The 17,443-nt window shown below is 31.8% G+C and carries 13 protein-coding genes; 11 read left to right on the top strand and 2 right to left on the bottom strand.

The annotated features are described in order from the left end of the window. From ACKRLN_RS05440 to ACKRLN_RS05415, 6 genes are all read left to right on the top strand, one after another. Complete coding sequence (locus ACKRLN_RS05440) at positions 1 to 1,530, top strand: YifB family Mg chelatase-like AAA ATPase (protein ID WP_203128248.1); 1,530 nt, start codon at positions 1 to 3, stop codon at positions 1,528 to 1,530. Beyond that, on the top strand, positions 1,530 to 2,711 hold the full coding sequence (locus tag ACKRLN_RS05435; protein ID WP_416334513.1) for a GspE/PulE family protein: 1,182 nt from the start codon (positions 1,530 to 1,532) through the stop codon (positions 2,709 to 2,711). Before ACKRLN_RS05440 ends, ACKRLN_RS05435 begins: the two co-directional genes overlap by 1 nt. Before the next feature lie 95 nt (positions 2,712 to 2,806). After that, positions 2,807 to 3,868: an NCS2 family permease gene (locus tag ACKRLN_RS05430; RefSeq protein WP_416334512.1), complete on the top strand. Its 1,062-nt coding sequence runs from the start codon at positions 2,807 to 2,809 to the stop codon at positions 3,866 to 3,868. An 8-nt stretch (positions 3,869 to 3,876) separates the two neighbouring features. Beyond that, on the top strand, positions 3,877 to 4,413 hold the full coding sequence (locus tag ACKRLN_RS05425) for a phosphoribosyltransferase family protein (RefSeq protein WP_203128254.1): 537 nt from the start codon (positions 3,877 to 3,879) through the stop codon (positions 4,411 to 4,413). Positions 4,414 to 4,486: 73 nt separating this feature from the next. Continuing rightward, a protein-coding gene (locus ACKRLN_RS05420; protein WP_416334511.1) for an IS3 family transposase occupies positions 4,487 to 5,898 on the top strand; the annotation gives its coding sequence in 2 pieces (ribosomal slippage) (positions 4,487 to 4,993 and positions 4,996 to 5,898; 1,410 coding nt in all). Between the two features lie 235 nt (positions 5,899 to 6,133). Continuing rightward, complete coding sequence (locus tag ACKRLN_RS05415; RefSeq protein ID WP_416334510.1) at positions 6,134 to 7,831, top strand: alpha-keto acid decarboxylase family protein; 1,698 nt, start codon at positions 6,134 to 6,136, stop codon at positions 7,829 to 7,831. A gap of 43 nt (positions 7,832 to 7,874) precedes the next feature. Here ACKRLN_RS05415 and ACKRLN_RS05410 read toward each other — a convergent pair whose 3' ends face one another. Then, positions 7,875 to 8,639 carry a type III pantothenate kinase gene (locus tag ACKRLN_RS05410; protein WP_203126752.1) on the bottom strand — a complete coding sequence of 255 codons (765 nt, stop codon included), beginning with the start codon at positions 8,637 to 8,639 and terminating at the stop codon, positions 7,875 to 7,877. Continuing rightward, positions 8,640 to 9,386 carry an ECF transporter S component gene (locus ACKRLN_RS05405; protein WP_296142008.1) on the bottom strand — a complete coding sequence of 249 codons (747 nt, stop codon included), beginning with the start codon at positions 9,384 to 9,386 and terminating at the stop codon, positions 8,640 to 8,642. Between the two features lie 153 nt (positions 9,387 to 9,539). Here ACKRLN_RS05405 and ACKRLN_RS05400 point away from each other — a divergent pair, with 153 nt between their 5' ends. From ACKRLN_RS05400 to ACKRLN_RS05380, 5 genes are read left to right on the top strand one after another with little or no spacing between them, the layout of a single operon-like run. Further along, on the top strand, positions 9,540 to 10,310 hold the full coding sequence (locus tag ACKRLN_RS05400; RefSeq protein ID WP_296142006.1) for an isoprenyl transferase: 771 nt from the start codon (positions 9,540 to 9,542) through the stop codon (positions 10,308 to 10,310). Then, positions 10,297 to 11,073, top strand: coding sequence for a phosphatidate cytidylyltransferase (locus ACKRLN_RS05395; RefSeq protein ID WP_416334509.1), 777 nt, complete (start codon positions 10,297 to 10,299; stop codon positions 11,071 to 11,073). The genes ACKRLN_RS05400 and ACKRLN_RS05395 overlap by 14 nt, the downstream gene beginning before the upstream one ends. 9 nt (positions 11,074 to 11,082) lie before the next feature. Further along, the gene (rseP, locus tag ACKRLN_RS05390) at positions 11,083 to 12,102 is read left to right on the top strand and encodes an RIP metalloprotease RseP (protein ID WP_296142003.1); all 1,020 of its coding nucleotides are present in this window, start codon (positions 11,083 to 11,085) and stop codon (positions 12,100 to 12,102) included. Between the two features lie 9 nt (positions 12,103 to 12,111). After that, complete coding sequence (ispG, locus tag ACKRLN_RS05385) at positions 12,112 to 13,173, top strand: flavodoxin-dependent (E)-4-hydroxy-3-methylbut-2-enyl-diphosphate synthase (protein WP_296142000.1); 1,062 nt, start codon at positions 12,112 to 12,114, stop codon at positions 13,171 to 13,173. Next, entirely contained in the window at positions 13,163 to 17,287 is a 4,125-nt protein-coding gene (locus ACKRLN_RS05380; RefSeq protein WP_416334508.1) for a PolC-type DNA polymerase III, read from the top strand. Before ispG ends, ACKRLN_RS05380 begins: the two co-directional genes overlap by 11 nt. Positions 17,288 to 17,443: the final 156 nt, after the last annotated feature.

The following is a 17,443-nucleotide window of genomic DNA, read 5'->3' as shown; positions in this document are numbered from 1 at the left end:
ATGTACTCAAAAACAAACACTTGCTCACTTTTAGGCCTGGCTGGAAATTTGGTAGAAGTAGAAAGCGATATTACTTCTGGCCTGCCAGCTTTTTTAATAGTAGGTTTGCCTGACTCATCTATAAAAGAATCAAAGGAAAGAGTTAGAGTTGCAATAAGTAACTCTGGATATTCGTTTCCTCCTGGAAGAATCACAGTAAATTTATCCCCAGCAGATCTAAAAAAAGAAGGTACTCAGTTAGATTTACCAATTGCTATTTCACTTTTAAATTCTATGGGCATTATCACTTATCCTTATGAGGATTATGTATTTTTAGGAGAACTTGCCTTAGATGGTAGAATTTTACCAGTAAGAGGTGCTCTTGCCATGGTCATTTCCATGCGTGAACTAGGATTTAATAAATTTATAATTGCAGATGAAAATAAGGATGAATGCGCAATAATAAATGATGTAGAAATATTACCCTTTAAAAATTTAAATGACATAGTTGGATTTTTAAATAAAGAAAAAGAAATAAAAGCCTATAAGCTTGATTTATCCAAAGCAAACGAAGAGTTAGATTACGATTTGGATTTTAGAGATATAAAGGGTCAAGAAAGTTTAAAAAGAGCCTTACAAATTGCTGCAGCAGGCAATCACAATCTATTAATGATAGGCCCACCAGGTTCAGGAAAAACTTTTTCTGCCAAACACTTACCAACCATTCTTCCGGATATGAATTTTGATGAGAAAGTTGAAGTAACAAAAATCTACTCAATAATGGGACTTTTGGATAAGGGACGACTTGTAAATGAAAGACCATTTAGATCTCCCCACCACTCAGCAAGTGAAGTTGCACTTATAGGTGGCGGTCATTCTATACCAAAACCTGGAGAAATCTCTCTTGCCCATCGTGGAGTTTTGTTTTTAGATGAGTTTCCAGAATTTAACAAAAAAACTATAGAGGCCCTTAGGGAACCACTTGAAAATCGTGAGATAAATATATCCCGTGCCCAAGCAAGTTTAAAATATCCATCAGATTTTATTCTAATTGCAGCTATGAACCCTTGCCCATGTGGAAATTATGGAAATCCATTAAAAGAATGTACTTGCTCTCAAAATGAAATTAGAAGATATCTTAATAAAATTTCTGCCCCTATACTTGATAGGATTGATATCCATATTGAAATATCACCTGTAAAATATGAGGATTTAAGAAACAATGCTCATTCAAAGTCGTCTAAAGAATTAAAAAAGGAAGTAATTCTTGCAAGAAAAATCCAAGAAGACCGTTATAAAAACGAAAAAGTATCTACAAACTCACAGCTTTCTACAGCACAGATGAAAAAATACGTAAAATTAAGTCCAGAAGTAGAAAAAATAGCGAAAATGGCCTTTAATAAATACAATTTTTCGGTAAGAAGTTTTAATAAAATTATAAAAATGGCAAGAACTATTGCTGATTTAGATCAAAGTATTGAAATTGAACAAAAGCATTTGCTTGAAGCTGTCAGATATAGAACTTTAGATGGTAAATATTGGGGAGAATAATGCTTGATCAACGTGATATATTAGCAAATATTGATAAATTTATTTATGATTTATTTGACTATGCAATTTTTTATAAAGCAAGTGATATTCATATAGAAGCAGAAGAAAGTTACGGTCGTGTAAGACTTAGAATTGATGGTAAGCTTGATGAAATTTTAAGGATTACACGTAAAAATTATGAAATGCTCGTATCAAAATTAAAGCTTCTAGCAAATATGGATATCAGTGAGCATCGTAGACCCCAAGATGAAAATTTAAAACTTATTGCTTATCCAAATGTGGATTTTCGCGTATCTGTAATTGGAACAATTAATGGGGAAAAATTAGTAATCAGAATATTATCCTTGGGTGAATTTAAAGAAAATGCTAATTTGCTTGGTTTTAGCGAAAAATCAAAAAATATTTTAGAAAAAACACTTAAAAACAGATCTGGCATGATTATTTTCTCGGGTCCAACCGGATCTGGAAAGTCAACCTCACTTTATTCATTGCTAGAAGAGTTAAATAATGATTATGAAAATATAATCACAGTTGAAGATCCAGTCGAATACAATATCGAGGGCATAAATCAAATAAATATCAATGAAAAAATTGATTTTACATTTGCAAAAGCTTTAAGATCTATTTTAAGACAGGATCCGGATATAATTTTAATTGGGGAAATAAGAGATTATGAAACAGCACAAATTGCTGTAAGAGCAGCCATAACTGGACACTTAGTTTTAACTACCCTACATACTAATAATGCTTTGTCATCTATTATTAGATTAAAAGATTTAGGTGTCGAAAATTATTTATTATCCTCAGCAATAAATGCAGTTGCTAGTCAAAGGCTAGTTAGAAAACTTTGTGATTGCAAGATACCTGATAAAATGACAGATTTAGAATACAATTTAGCTAAAAAGTATATAGATGTTGATAGGAAAAAAGAAATTTATAGACCAAATGGCTGTCCAAATTGTAATGAAGGTTATAGGGGAAGGGAAGCTTGCGAAGAAGTTTTTATCCTTAACGATGAGTTTCGTGATATGGTAAGAGCGGATAAAATTGACTTGGTAAGTGTAAGTGAATTTGCCGAAGCTAATGATTTTGTTCCTATGGTTGCTAATGGACTTCAAAAAGTTTTTGATGGAACTACTAGCTTTGAAGAGTTAATAAATGTTATGTATGACCAAATATAAAATTACTAATTAATAAAGAAAAATAGATAAAGCATATAAATTTTATTAATTTAGTATGGTATAATTATAAGCGTATTTTTATTTTTGGAGGTTATATGACATTAAATGATATTATGGCGGCTTTGGGGGTTGTAATTAATGGGATCCCTCAAGCACTGTTAGCTTTATCTGTGGGTTTTGCAGCTTTTCCAACTTCACTTGGTTTTGCGGTTGGAGTTATAGCTTGTGCTATCTTACAATCACCTATTCCAATTTCTATGCAAGCTGAAACTATTGCATTAGCGGGAGCTTACGGTGATGATGTAAGCGAAAGATTGTCAGTTGTTTTTTGGGCTGGGATAATAATGACTATCCTAGGAGTTACTGGTAGTTTAAATTATATTGTGGATTTAGCTGGTGAGTATGTCCTAAATGGTATGATGGCAGGAGTTGGTTTAATTTTAGCGAAAATTGCTGTAGATGGATTAAAACTTGAAACAAAAATGGTAACATTAATTTCTATCCTGACAGCTTTTATCACTTATTTTATCTCAGGTAGAAATTTAGTTTATACCATAATTATTTCTGTAATCATCTCTTCAATTTATGCAAATATTAAAAAAATGGAAATAGGAAAAGATATAAAAGAAGAAGAAAGAAAACTTTCTATAAAAAAACCACCTTTAAATAAAAAAGTGGTGAGGGGAGGTCTTTCTCTATCATGTTTAACCATTGGGGCTAATATTGCTTTTGGGAACATTACTGCATCATTATCAGGTGGAAAAGTTGCTGCAAATATTGACCATCTAACAGTATACTCTGGAATTGCTGATGCAGTTTCTTCAATATTTGGAGGTGCGCCTGTGGAAGCTATTATTTCAGCAACAGGAGCAAGCGATAATCCAGTAAATTCAGGTATTTTAATGATGGCAATACTTGGAATAATTATGTTTATGGGACTTTTACCAAAGCTTGGGAAATATGTGCCAGGAGAATCAATTCATGGATTTTTATTTGTACTAGGAGCATTAGTAACCGTTCCTACAAATGCAAACATTGCTTTTGCGGCTGGTGGCGATGCAGCCTTAGTTGCAGGTATTGCTATGGCAACAACTGCAGCAAGTGATCCATTCATTGGACTTATAGCTGGAATTATTCTTAAGCTTATTATTTTATAGGAGGTTTTATGGATAAATATAAATTAAATGTATGTGGATTAGAAAAAGACTTACCTATTATACAAATATCAGAAAACTTAAAAATTGCATCCTTTGTTTTATTGGGAGATGCAGAACTAGCAGAAAAAGCAGGCTATGAATTAAGCAAAAAAATAAATTGTGATATTATCATCACAGCAGAAGCCAAGGGAATCCAACTTGCTCACGAAATTGCTAGAAACTTAGGTGAAAAATCATTTATCGTTGCTAGAAAATCAGAAAAAGCTTACATGAATGACCCAGTAAGTGTAGAAGTAAACTCAATAACTACTACAAATGTACAAAAATTATATCTCGATTCAAAAGATGCAGAAAAAATAAAAGGAAAAAAAGTAGCTCTTGTAGATGATGTAATATCTACTGGTCAATCTATAGCAGCTCTTGAAGCTTTAGTGGAAAAAGCAGGTGGTGAAGTTGTTCAAAAGCTTGCTATCCTTGCAGAAGGTGATGCTGCAAATAGGAAGGATATAATCTATCTAGAAAAGCTTCCTTTATTTGAAATATAAATTTTAAAACTTCCAAAGAAATGAACTGACCCCTTAAAGTTGGACCTAATCAACTTAAGGAGGTCAGTTTTTTATGGCAAAATATAGAACAGAATTCAAATATAAACTAGTTAAAAGATATTTAGAAGGTGACGAAAGTTATGAATCTTTAGCTAAATCATTCAATATTCCTGATAAATATCAACTAAGAGTATGGGTGAACGCATATCAAACACTAGGTTATGAAGGATTAAAAAGATCTAGAAATAAGAAGGATTACTCTACAGAATATAAATTAAAAGTAGTAAAGTTGTATTTAACAAGTGAAATGTCCTATCTAGACCTAGCCAATAATTTAAATATATCAAATCCATCTATGATATGTACATGGATTGGCAAATATAGAAAATATGGAATTAAGGGACTGGAAGCTAAAAAACGAGGAAGGCCTTCAAGTATGACTAAAGAAGATAAAAAAGTTAGTAAATCAACAGATAAACAATATACTCAAGAAGAAAAAGATAGAATCAAAGAACTTGAAGATCAAGTATATTGGCTACAAATGGAAGTAGATTTCTTAAAAAAAAAGAGGGAATTCAGACAAAGGGACAAACTCAAAAAGAAGAAATAGCTAGGATAATACACGAACTTAGAGAAACATACAAATTGAAAGATTTACTAAATAAATTAAACTTTCCAAAATCAACATATATGTATTGGCAAAAAAGATTCGGTAGAACTAACAAAGATGCTGATTTAGAAGAAAAAATATTAAATATTAGAGCTAATCATAAAAACTATGGATATCGTAGAATATATGGACATTTAAGAAATCAAGGAATACTAATAAACAAAAAGAAAGTACAAAGATTAGTCCAAAAACTAAAACTACAAGTTACAAGCTTTGCAAGAAAATCTAAGTATTCATCATACAAAGGGCATATAGGAAAGTTATCAGACAACCTAATAAATCGTAATTTTAAATCAGACCTAGCTCATCAAAAGATAACAACAGACACATCAGAATTTAAATATTACGCCACTGATGATAAAGGTAATACTAGAATAGGTAAACTGTACTTAAATGCATTTCTAGATATGTATAATAGTGAGATAATATCATATTCCATAAGTAAAAGGCCAACAATAAAAGCAATCTTAACCCCACTAGAAGAAGCCATCAACATAACAAGTGACTGCAAAGAAAGAAGAATAATTCATTCAGATCAAGGATGGGGATACCAGATAAATCAGTACACAAAAAGACTTAAAGAATATGGAATAACTCAAAGTATGTCAAGGAAAGGTAATTGCTTAGATAATGCTCCAATGGAAAACTTCTTTGGAATACTAAAACAAGAAATGTATTATGGTCAAACTTACAAATCCTATGAACAACTAAAACAATCCATAGAAATGTATATCGAATACTATAATGAAGAAAGAATAAAAGAGAAATTAGGATACTTATCACCGGTAGAATATAGAAGAAGGAATGCTGCTTAAAAATAGACTTTCCCCTAGGGGAAAGTACAAACAAAAACATCAGACACAGATATAAATCTATGCCTGATGTTAAGTCCAACTTTTTGGGGTCACCTTAGAAATTTGGGAGTTTTTTTAATGCCAAAATTAATATTAAAAATTTATAATGGTTCATTAACTTGATATTTTTTGGTAAAGATTGCTATATTGGGTATAGTAATTAATAATGATAATCAACGAAAAGAAAGGAATAATAATGAAAATTACAATAGGAGATTATATTCTTAAAAGACTTAAAGAATTAAATATAAAACACATTATCGGGGAACCAGGTGACTTTAACTTAGAATTCCTTGAGCAAATTTCAGAAGATAAAGACATAGAATTTGTAGGTATGTCTAATGAGTTAAATGCTGCATTTGCGGCCGATGGGTATGCAAATGAAAATGGAATTTCAGCTTTAATGACTACTTATAGTGTAGGGGACCTTAATGCTCTAGGTGGTATTGCAGGATCTGTTGCAGAACACAGACCAATTATAATTATTTCTGGTACTCCACCTCTATTTGCAATGAGAGAAAGAAAAATGACCCACCACACATTAGCCGATGGAGATTATGAAAATGTTCGTCGTGCTATGAATGAATTTGTGGATGATTCTGTTTTAATTACTCACGAAAATGCAAGATATGAAATTGATAGGTTAATTGAAAGAGCCGTAACATACAGCAAGTCTGTAAATATTGAGCTACCTTCAAATATTGCTTACCTTGATATTAAAATCGAAGATGATTTAAAACCAATTGAGAAAAAGAAAACTAAATCTGATGATGAAAGGCTAGATGCAGCGGCTAAAAAAATTGCAGAGAGATTTGTAAATGCTAAAAATCCAGTTGTTTTAATTGATGAAGCTGTTGATAGATATGATGTAGCTGACAAAGTGCTAGAATTAATCGAAAGATCCCAAGTACCATTTGCAGTTCTTGCAACAGCAAAAGCATATTATAATGAATCTCATCCGTTATATTTAGGGATCTATCAAGGTGAAGAATCAGATAAGGGTGTTCAAGAAAAGGTTGAAAATTCTGACTTTCTAATTTCAATTGAGCCAGTGTTTATGCAAGCAAATAATGGGGAATTTACATCAAAATTACCAGAAGATGCAATTATTATCAATGCAGATTATACAAAAGTAGGCGAAGAAATCTTTGAAGCGGTTTATGTAAATGACTTAGTAGAACTTGGTCTACAAAACATTACACAAAGAGAAAAAATCGAAAGTGTAAATAAGACAAAAGAAAAAGAATACAAATTTGAAGCTGATAAACTAATTATGCAAGAAGATTTCTATGCACAAATTGCAAGATACTTTAAAGAAAATGATGTTGTTTATGGAGAAACTGGTACAGCTAGTCATGGGCTTACAGAAATAAAAATTCCTGATGGAGTAAAACTTGTAAGAAGTCAAATTTGGGGATCAATCGGAGCCATGCTTCCAATGCAAATGGGTGGTATGCTAGCAAGTCCAGAAAAACGCCACATACTATTAATAGGAGATGGTTCCTTCCAAGTAAGTGCTCAAGCCCTATCAAGAATGATTTATAATAAACAAAATCCAATTATTTTCCTAATCGATAACGACGGATACACAATTGAACGTTATATCATGGGCATGAAAAGAGATTATAACGATATACCAAAATGGGATTACTCATTACTTCCACAAGCATTCAGTAAGGGTCAATCAAATATGAAAACTGCTGAGGCAAGAACACAAGGAGAACTTGAAGAAATTTTAAAAACACTTGATGATGTAAATGAAGGAATAATAATCACTGTTTATATGCACCAAGAAGATTCACCAGAAGTAATGGTAGATTATGGTAAAAACAAAGAAGAATTTAACTTTGGTGAAAGAGGACCTAAAAACCCAGAACCAGACTTTAAAGCTTAATAATAGTATTAAAAAACTGCAGATTAATTTCTGCAGTTTTTTATTAATTTAATTTATAAATTTTTTGTAAGCCGTAAAGTCCTAGATTTTCTATTATTTCAAAATTATAATTTTCTATATTTAAAATATCTACAAAAGGACCGGTAAGGATTATTTTTAACTTATCAACTTTTAATTTATTTTGGATGACTATTCTATCTATTATTCCATTTATAGAAAAATTATAAGAATGATAAATCCCGTTTTGTATTGCCTTTTTTGTAGAATTTCCTAAGACTTTATTACTTTTTAAAATTTCAACTTTTGGAAGCCTAGCGCTTTGTTCATTTAATGATTTTGCATATAAATCAATACCTGGTAAAATAACCCCGCCCAGAAATTGATTTTGGCTGTTGATAAAATCTATTGTGGTTATAGTTGCTGCAGAGATTATTATTAAATCATTTTCAAAATTATTTACTCCGACAGCTCTAATTATCCTATCAGATCCAACATCTTTTGGATTTTCACATTTTATGTTAAGACCGGTTTTAACGCCAGAAGAGATTAATATAGGTTTTTTTCCTGTAATATTTACAGCAATTTTTTCAAAAGTATATGCCATTTCTGGAACTACTGTTGAAATTATAATATCATCAATATCTATAAAATAAATATTATATTCATTTAACATCAACTTAATTAAGAGATTAAGCTCATCTACGGTTTTATCTTGATCGGTCTTAAAATTAAAATTTGCTATTAAACCTTCCTCATCAAATACCCCAAAACTAGTAAATTTATTATCTATGTCAATTGCAAGTAACATTTATCTCCTCGCTTTTAAAACTGCTTTTATTACTCCACTTGTAATAATTATTGATAAAAATGCTTCTGGCAAACCGGATGTGATAGATACACCAAGTATGGCTGACCTTGCATTTTCTAATGGGATATTTAAAGCTTCTACATATTTTTGAGCATAAATTAAATATATCCCAGTTAAAACTAATATAGTATTAGTCATTGATCCGACAAAGGCACCGATAGCTATAGGAAAATCTTTGGTTGCTGTTTTATTAGAATAATAAAATAGGCCTAAGCAAACTATAATTAAAATTATTACTAAAATAATATTTACTTTTGAAGCTCTGTTTTTAATATTTTTGTACAAAATAAAGGCTAAAAATATCAAAAGTAAGGACCAAAGTATCTTTGATGCAGTTTTTAAATTTTTATCATCAAACTTCTTAACAGATGTGTAAGCATAATAAGAAGTAATTCCTATCAAAATACGCGGAATGACTGAAATCAGTGGATTGTAAAATACAAAAGAAATAGGTGTTGGCCTTATTACTGCATTTATCAGAGAAAAGACTCCAAAAATAAGTCCGACAAGTCCCCCAACAACAGGACCTTCTACAATTGCTGCAATAATAACTGGAATATGCATTGTTGTTGCATTTATGATCCCTAAAGGAATAAGTCCAAGTGGGGTAAGTCCTAAAACAATAGTGATAGCACCAAGAACTGCAGCAGTAGTTAATTTTCTGCTGGATAGAGTTTTTTTATTCATTTTTTCCTCCTGATACGGTTCGATATAGATACCGTTCTATTCATAACTCTTGATTTTAATTTCTATACTAGCTAGGATCAAAGGTATCCTGCCTAAAAAATCTAAACCAATCCGATTATAACATAAGAAAAAATATTGGTAAATAATTGCAAAATGGATTCCAAATTTTGCTTTAAAAAATGGTATAATATTGCTAGACTTTTAGAAGAGGAAATTATGGATACTTTAAATACACCAAATCACCTTGCAATTATCTTAGATGGCAATGGACGCTGGGCTAAAAAACAAAATAAGCCAAGAACTTTTGGCCACAAAAACGGGGCGGAAAATGTCGTGGATATTGCAATTCATGCAAAAAAACGTGGGGTAAAATACCTTACTTTATATGCTTTTTCTACTGAAAACTGGAAAAGACCAGCTAGTGAAGTGGATTATTTAATGAAGCTGTTGATAAAATTTGTTGAAAAAAAGATAGATCAGCTTATGGAAGAAGATTGCAGAATTAATTTCTTGGGAGATTTGTCTGCCTTACCAGATGCAACACGTGATGCAGTTAACAAGGCATTAGAAAAAACAAAAAATAATAAGTCTTTGTTTATAAACATCGCCCTAAATTATGGGGGCAGGGATGAAATTGTCCATGCTGTAAAAAAAATTGTTGAAAAAGGATATAGACCAGATGAAATCACAGAAGATTTAATTTCTGAAAATCTTTATACTGCTAGTATCCCTGATCCAGATTTATTAATCAGACCGGGGGGAGAATTACGCATATCAAACTTTTTGATATATCAAATTGCCTATTCTGAATTATATTTTACTGATGTTTTGTGGCCGGATTTTGATGAAGACGAGCTTGACAAGGCTCTTGAGGCTTTTGCAAATAGAAATAGAAGATTTGGAGCACTTGATGAATCTAATTAAGAGAACTTTGGGTGGGGCTATAATCCTTCTTGTGTTATTTGCAATCACATATTTTGGCAAAATCAGTCTTGCAATTGGATTTACAATTTTTTCGCTAATTGCAATAAAAGAGCTAACAGATGCCTTTTGTAAAATAGGATTTAGATTTAATAAGCCCTTGCTTTATTTTTCTAATTTATTAATTATGGCAGCAAGTTTTGCCAAGGAAAGAGAACTTTTTGCAGTTAGTATCACCCTTTCATTTGCAATTATATTTGGCATATTAATCTTTGATGAAAGAAGAAATTTAGATGATATACTAGTTCATATATTTATTTTAATTTATGTGGCAGGACTTATAGGCTCTATTGTAAAAACCCATGATACAAGATATTTATGGATGCTATATCTTACTGCTTGGGGTTCTGATACCTTTGCTTATCTTACTGGATCTCTTGTTGGTAAAAGAAAAATTGAATCAGTAAGTCATATTAGTCCCAATAAAACCTTGGAAGGATCAATTGGCGGGATAATTGGGGCTGTGATTTTAAATTTAATTTATAATCACTATTCTGGACTTCATTTAGATATTAGTTTAGTAATTATATTTTCAGCACTAGGTGCTATACTATCGCAAATTGGTGATTTGGTAGCATCATATATAAAAAGAAAGACAGGAATAAAGGACTTTGGAAATCTTATTCCAGGTCATGGAGGGATCATGGATCGCTTTGACTCTATGATATTTATTGCTCCTTTATTTTATTTATTTTCTGTTTTGTAAGGAGGAGAAATGGGAACAATTATTATTGCCCTAATAATGTTTTTAGCCTTGGTAACCATCCATGAGTTTGGACATTTTATTGTGGCAAAATTATCAGATATTAAAGTAAATGAATTTGCTGTTGGCATGGGGCCTGAAATATTTAGCAAGCAAAATGGTGAAACAAAATATTCGCTACGTGCTTTGCCTATCGGTGGATACTGTGCCATGGAAGGTGAAGAAGAATCTTCGACTGATCCAAGAAGCTATGACAATGCGCCTGCATTCAAAAGATTTTTGACTATACTTGCAGGACCAGCCATGAATTTACTTTTAGCAATTATAGTTTTTACTATTGTAGTATTTAATACTGGAACAAGTACAAATTTTGTTGGGGGTTTTGCTGAAAATTCACCTGCAAAAGAAGCTGGAATCAGTGTTGATGATGAGATAGTCTCTATAGACAATAAGGAAATTAAGGAATTTACTGATATTTCAAATGTACTTAGAGATTATTATGCTAGCAACGCAAAAGACAAAGCAGTTGAAGTTAAAGTAAAAGATGCTAACAATGGGGAGACTAAAAATTATAATATTACACCAACTTTTGAAAATGATATAGCTCTTTTAGGTATCACTTCAAAAATGAGAAATGTTAATTTTCTAGAGGCCGTTGCTCTAGGAGTTAGTGAGACTTGGCGCAATTTCAAAATGATATTTAATATTTTAGGCATGCTTATAACTGGAAAGTTATCATTTGGTGCCTTATCAGGACCGGTGGGCGTAGTAAAGGAAATTGGCAACCAAGCTCAAAGTGGGATTATGAATGTTTTATATTTCTTATCCTACATTAGCGTAAACCTTGGTGTTTTCAATTTGATACCATTCCCAGCCCTTGATGGATCAAAGCTTGTAACCAATCTTTATGAGATGATTACTAAAAAAAGGGTTAACAAAAAAATTGAAGAAAGAGTTACTATTGTTGGTTTTATAATATTAATCAGTTTGATATTAATAATCACAGTTAAAGATATATTTACACTTTTTTAAGGAGATGTAATGAGAAAAGAAACTAGAAAAATTTATGTAGGAGATGTTGCAATTGGAGGTGACTCTCCTATTTCTATCCAATCAATGACCACTGCAAAAACAAGTGATATTGATGCTGTTGTCAGCCAAATAAATGCTTTAGAAGAAGCAGGATGTGATATTTCAAGGTCAGCCATAAATGATATGGATGATGCAAAAGCAATTAGTGAAATCAAAAAAAGAACTAATTTGCCATTTGTTGCTGATATCCAATTTGACTACAAACTTGCCCTAGCTGCAGTTGAAAATGGTTGTGATTGTCTAAGATACAATCCAGGAAATATTGGTAGCGAGGATAAGGTACGTGAAATTGTAGAAGCATGTAAAAGCAAAAATATTCCAATAAGAATTGGTGTAAATTCTGGTTCTATTTCCCGTGAAATAGTAGATAAATTTGGTGGAGTAAATGCAGATAGCCTAGTAGCTAGCGCTATAGAAGAGATAAAAATCCTAGAAGATATGGATTTTTATGATATGAAAATATCTGTAAAATCATCAGATGTAAATATCATGATAGATGCTTATAGAAAATTGTCTTCATTAGTAGATTATCCACTTCATTTAGGAGTGACAGAAGCAGGACCACTTTACCAAGCCCTTGTAAAATCATCAATAGGTATTGGATCTTTACTAAAAGATGGTATTGGAGATACAATCAGAGTTTCAATAACTGGCGATCCAGTTGAAGAAATCAAAGCTGGAAAAGCAATTCTAAAAGCTTTAAATTTACGTCGTGATGGTTTAGATATTGTATCTTGCCCAACTTGCTCAAGAACTACAGTTAACCTTGAAGAAATAGTAGCAGAAGTAGAAGAAAAAGCTTCTGGATTAAATATCGACGCCAAAGTAGCCATTATGGGTTGTCCAGTAAATGGACCTGGCGAAAGCAAGGAAGCCGATTATGGAATTTCTGCTGCAAATGGTATGGGTTTCTTATTTAAAGATGGAAAGACAATTAAAAAAGTAAAGGAAGATGAAATAGTAGATACACTTTTAGATGTATTAAAAGAAAGCTATAAGAATGAAGATTGATTTAAGCAGATTTGTTGACATCAAAGAAAATGAATACACTATTACAAATGCAATATACTATAAAAATACCAATGAATTAAAATTAACTGTTGAGTCAGACCTAGATCATTTTGATGATAAGGTAAGGGTAGAGCTTGATGATTTTTTATCCTTTGTAACACTCACAATTGAATTTGTAAACTTATCTCCAGATATTAATGAGGATGTATGTGGCAATGAAGTTGAGCCTGACATAAACGAGGTAGAAATTATCGAGGATAAGGACTTAGGTTCAAAACCAAAAGAGCTAGTAGAAAATATTTCTGAAAATTGTGAGCAAGATACTGTCTCAGATCTTCTAAATCAAAAAGAAAAAGATCTTCAGGCCCGTATAAGCCATGCTATAAACCTTAGCCATAAGGAAGAAAAAAAAGAAATCGAACCTGTTGATGGTCTTGATTATGGTGGCAAGATAAAAAATGATGTGATTCCTATAGCAGAAATTTATGATAAAAAGGGATTACGTGTTTCACTAATCGGTACTGTTTATAATCTTGATGTTTTTGAAACCAAAAATCATTATTTTATCTATACATTTGACCTAGAGGATAGCACTGATGCTATTTCTTGTAAGATATTCTCATCTGAAAAAAATAAAGAAAAACTAAGACTTTTAAGAGATGGCGTTGCTGTACAAGTTGAGGGTGTCCTAAATTATGATGATTATGCCCACGAAGAAATTTTTACAGCGAATATTTTAAAAGAAGCACTTATCAGCAAAAAAATAGATACCGCCTATGAAAAAAGAATTGAATTAGAAGTTCATACAAAGATGACAAATCTAGATGGTTTTGTAGACAATACTGATATTTTAAAAGTTTTAACAGATTGGGAATGGGATGCAATCGGTATTACAGATACAGAAACCTTGCAAGGCTTGCCAGACTTATACGATGCAATAAGTAAGACTGGAAAGAAAATGTTGCCGGGTGCTGAGCTTTTGCTTGTAGAAGATGAATTAAGAATTTTAACCAATCTTTCATCTAATCCTGTCCCAACTACAAAAGATATAAAAGACCAAGAATTTGTAGTATTTGACTTAGAAACTACAGGTCTTTCAAGGTTTGCCGATAAAATCACAGAAATAGGTGCTGTTAGAATAAAAAATGGAGAAATAACAGAAGAATTTAATGAGCTAGTAAATCCAGAACAATTAATCCCAGAAAAAGTTATTGAACTAACTGGTATTACAAATGAAATGGTAATGGATAAGCCAAAAATCGATGAGGTTTTGCCTAAATTTTTAGAATTTGCGGGTGATGCAATCCTAGTCGGACAAAACTCAGACTTTGATATTGGTTTTGTAAGAGAAAACGCTAGAAATTTAAGGCTAAATTTTGATCCTATTTATATGGATACTTTGCCTATGGCCAGAGCTCTCTTTGAAGATATGGGTAGATTTTCCCTAGATAAGATTGCTAAAAAATTAAATATTCCATCCTTTAACCACCACAGGGCAAGTGATGACGCAAGAGCTACAGCTCAAATTTTTATAAAAATGTATGAAATGATAATGAAGCAAGATCTTGATTTATCAACTATAAATAAGTTTGAAACTCATTATCCAAAGTCAAAATATGAAAACTTTTCTGCCCTTGTTTATGCAAAAAATGAAATCGGTCTAAAAAACTTATACAAGCTAATTTCAAAATCAAGGATGAAAAATTTTAATAATGAAGCAAAAACACCGATATCTATCTTAAAAGAGCATAGGGAAGGTCTTATAATTGGTAGTGGTGGACATGAAGGTATGTTTTTTAAGTATCTACTTGATGGCTATCCACAAGAAAAGATTGATGAATTAATAGAATTATTTGACTTTTTCCAAGTTGAACCACTTGGCATCTTTGCCGATGAAGTTTCTAAAGGTAGGGTTAGGAATCTTGACCAAGTCATAGATATAAATAAAAAAATAATTGAACTAGGAAAAGAAAACAATAAATTAGTGGCAGCTACAGGTGGGGTAAGATATTTTAAACCAGATGATTATATACTAAGAAATATCCTCCATAAAGGCCAATATTTTAGATATCATGAAAACAAACCCCTATATTATCTAAGAACTACAAATGAGATGTTGGAAGGTTTTTCATATTTGGATAAGGATACGCAAAGAGATATTGTAATTATCAATCCTAAAAAAATTGCTGATGAGATTGAGGATATCAGACCTATTCCTCCTGGTACTTTCCCACCAGTAATTGATGGGTCAGATGAAAAACTTCGAAATACTTGTTTTGAAAAAGCCTACTCAATCTATGGAAATCCACTGCCAAAAATTGTAGAAGATAGACTAAACAAAGAGCTTAATTCCATAATTTCAAATGGATATGCAGTTCTTTATATAATTGCAAAAGACCTAGTAGGAAAATCCAACGAAGACGGTTACTTAGTAGGATCTAGAGGATCGGTTGGTTCTTCTTTTGCGGCAACAATGGCAGATATTACAGAAGTAAATCCATTGTCGCCTCATTATGTTTGCCCAAACTGCAAACACAGTGAATTTTTTGAAGAAGATAGGTTAGGGGCCGGAATAGATTATCCAGATAAGGATTGTCCAAAATGTGGTACTCCTTTAAGAAAAGATGGGCACAATATCCCATTTGAAGTTTTCTTAGGATTTGAGGGAGATAAGGAGCCAGATATAGATTTAAACTTTGCTGGTGAATACCAACCAACCATCCATAGATTTACTGAAGAATTATTTGGTGAAGGCAAGGTATTTCGCGCAGGAACCATAGGAGCTATCCAAGATAATACTGCCTTTGGTTATATCAAAAAATATTCTGAAGAGTATAATGAAGAATTTACCAATGCTCAAATTAGAAAACTTCAAAGAGGGCTTAAAGATGTAAAAAGAACCACAGGCCAACACCCTGGCGGACTTATAGTCGTGCCAAATGATATAGATATCTTTGATATAACACCTATCCAGTATCCAGCAGATGATCCGGCAGGTGATATAAAGACAACCCATTTTACCTACAATATGATGCATGAAACTTTATTAAAGCTCGACTTACTAGGCCATGATGTGCCATCCATAATCCGTGCCTTACAAGATTTAACAGGTACAGATCCACTAAAAATAAAAATGGGTGACCCAAATGTAATGAAGATTTTCTCATCAACGGATCCCTTAGATATAAAACATGATTTTTCAAATAATGAAATAGGTACCTTGGGAATTCCAGAATTTGGTACAAATTTTGTAAGGGGAATGCTTAAAGAAACTTATCCAACAAAGTTTTCAGAAATGACCCGTATATCAGGGCTATCCCATGGTACAGATGTTTGGAATAATAATGCCAGAGACCTAATTATGGCAAAAACTACAAACTTTAATGAAATCATCTCAACCCGTGATGACATAATGAACTCCCTTATCCAGCAAGGTCTTGATAAGAAAAAGTCTTTCCAAATCATGGAAATTGTTAGAAAGGGTAGGACTTTATCAGAAGAACAAGTAGATTATATGAGAGATAACGGTGTACCTGAATGGTATATAGAATCTTGCCTAAAAATAAAATATCTATTCCCAAAAGCTCATGCTGTAGCCTATTGCTTGATGAGTTATAGAATAGCTTATTATAAGGTTTATTATCCAGCAGCATTTTATGCAACATACTTTAATACAAAAGTTAATGATTTTGTATATTCAATAATAATAAATGGTCTAGGATCTATCCAAACAGCTCTAAGTAGTTATAAAGAAAGATTTGACTTGACTGCAAGAGATGAAAATATCAGAAAAGTATTAGAAGTTGCAGAAGAAATGTATGCCAGAGATATTAAAATTGATAAGGCTGATTTGTACAAATCAGATGCTATAAAATTTATCTTAAACGAAGAAAATGGATATTTAATTCCACCTTTAAGTTCTGTAGACAATGTATCAGAGGCTATGGCTCTAGATATAGTAGAAGAACGAGAAAAGGGAGAGTTCATATCTATTGAAGATTTTAATAAAAGAACAAAAGTAAATAAAAATGCCCTAGAAAGCCTAAAAACTTTTGGAATTATAGATGGCATCCAAGAAGAAAATCAAATGAGCTTATTTGATGGGATGTTTTAGTTTTAAACTGCTATTTTTATAATAGCAGTTTTTTTGTTTTAATTTTTTTATTTAGAATTTCTAATATATATTTTGATAAAACTAAAAATGATTGACTCACTATAAGTAAGGTGTTATACTAAACATAACACACTAGTGCTATTGAATTTGGAGGTT

Origin of the sequence: Anaerococcus sp. AH8042_DFU013_CI05, assembly GCF_047936775.1 — a bacterium.
Classification (GTDB): domain Bacteria; phylum Bacillota; class Clostridia; order Tissierellales; family Peptoniphilaceae; genus Anaerococcus.
Note: the sequence above shows the minus strand (reverse complement) of the source record. Positions and strands in the feature narration are given on the sequence as shown.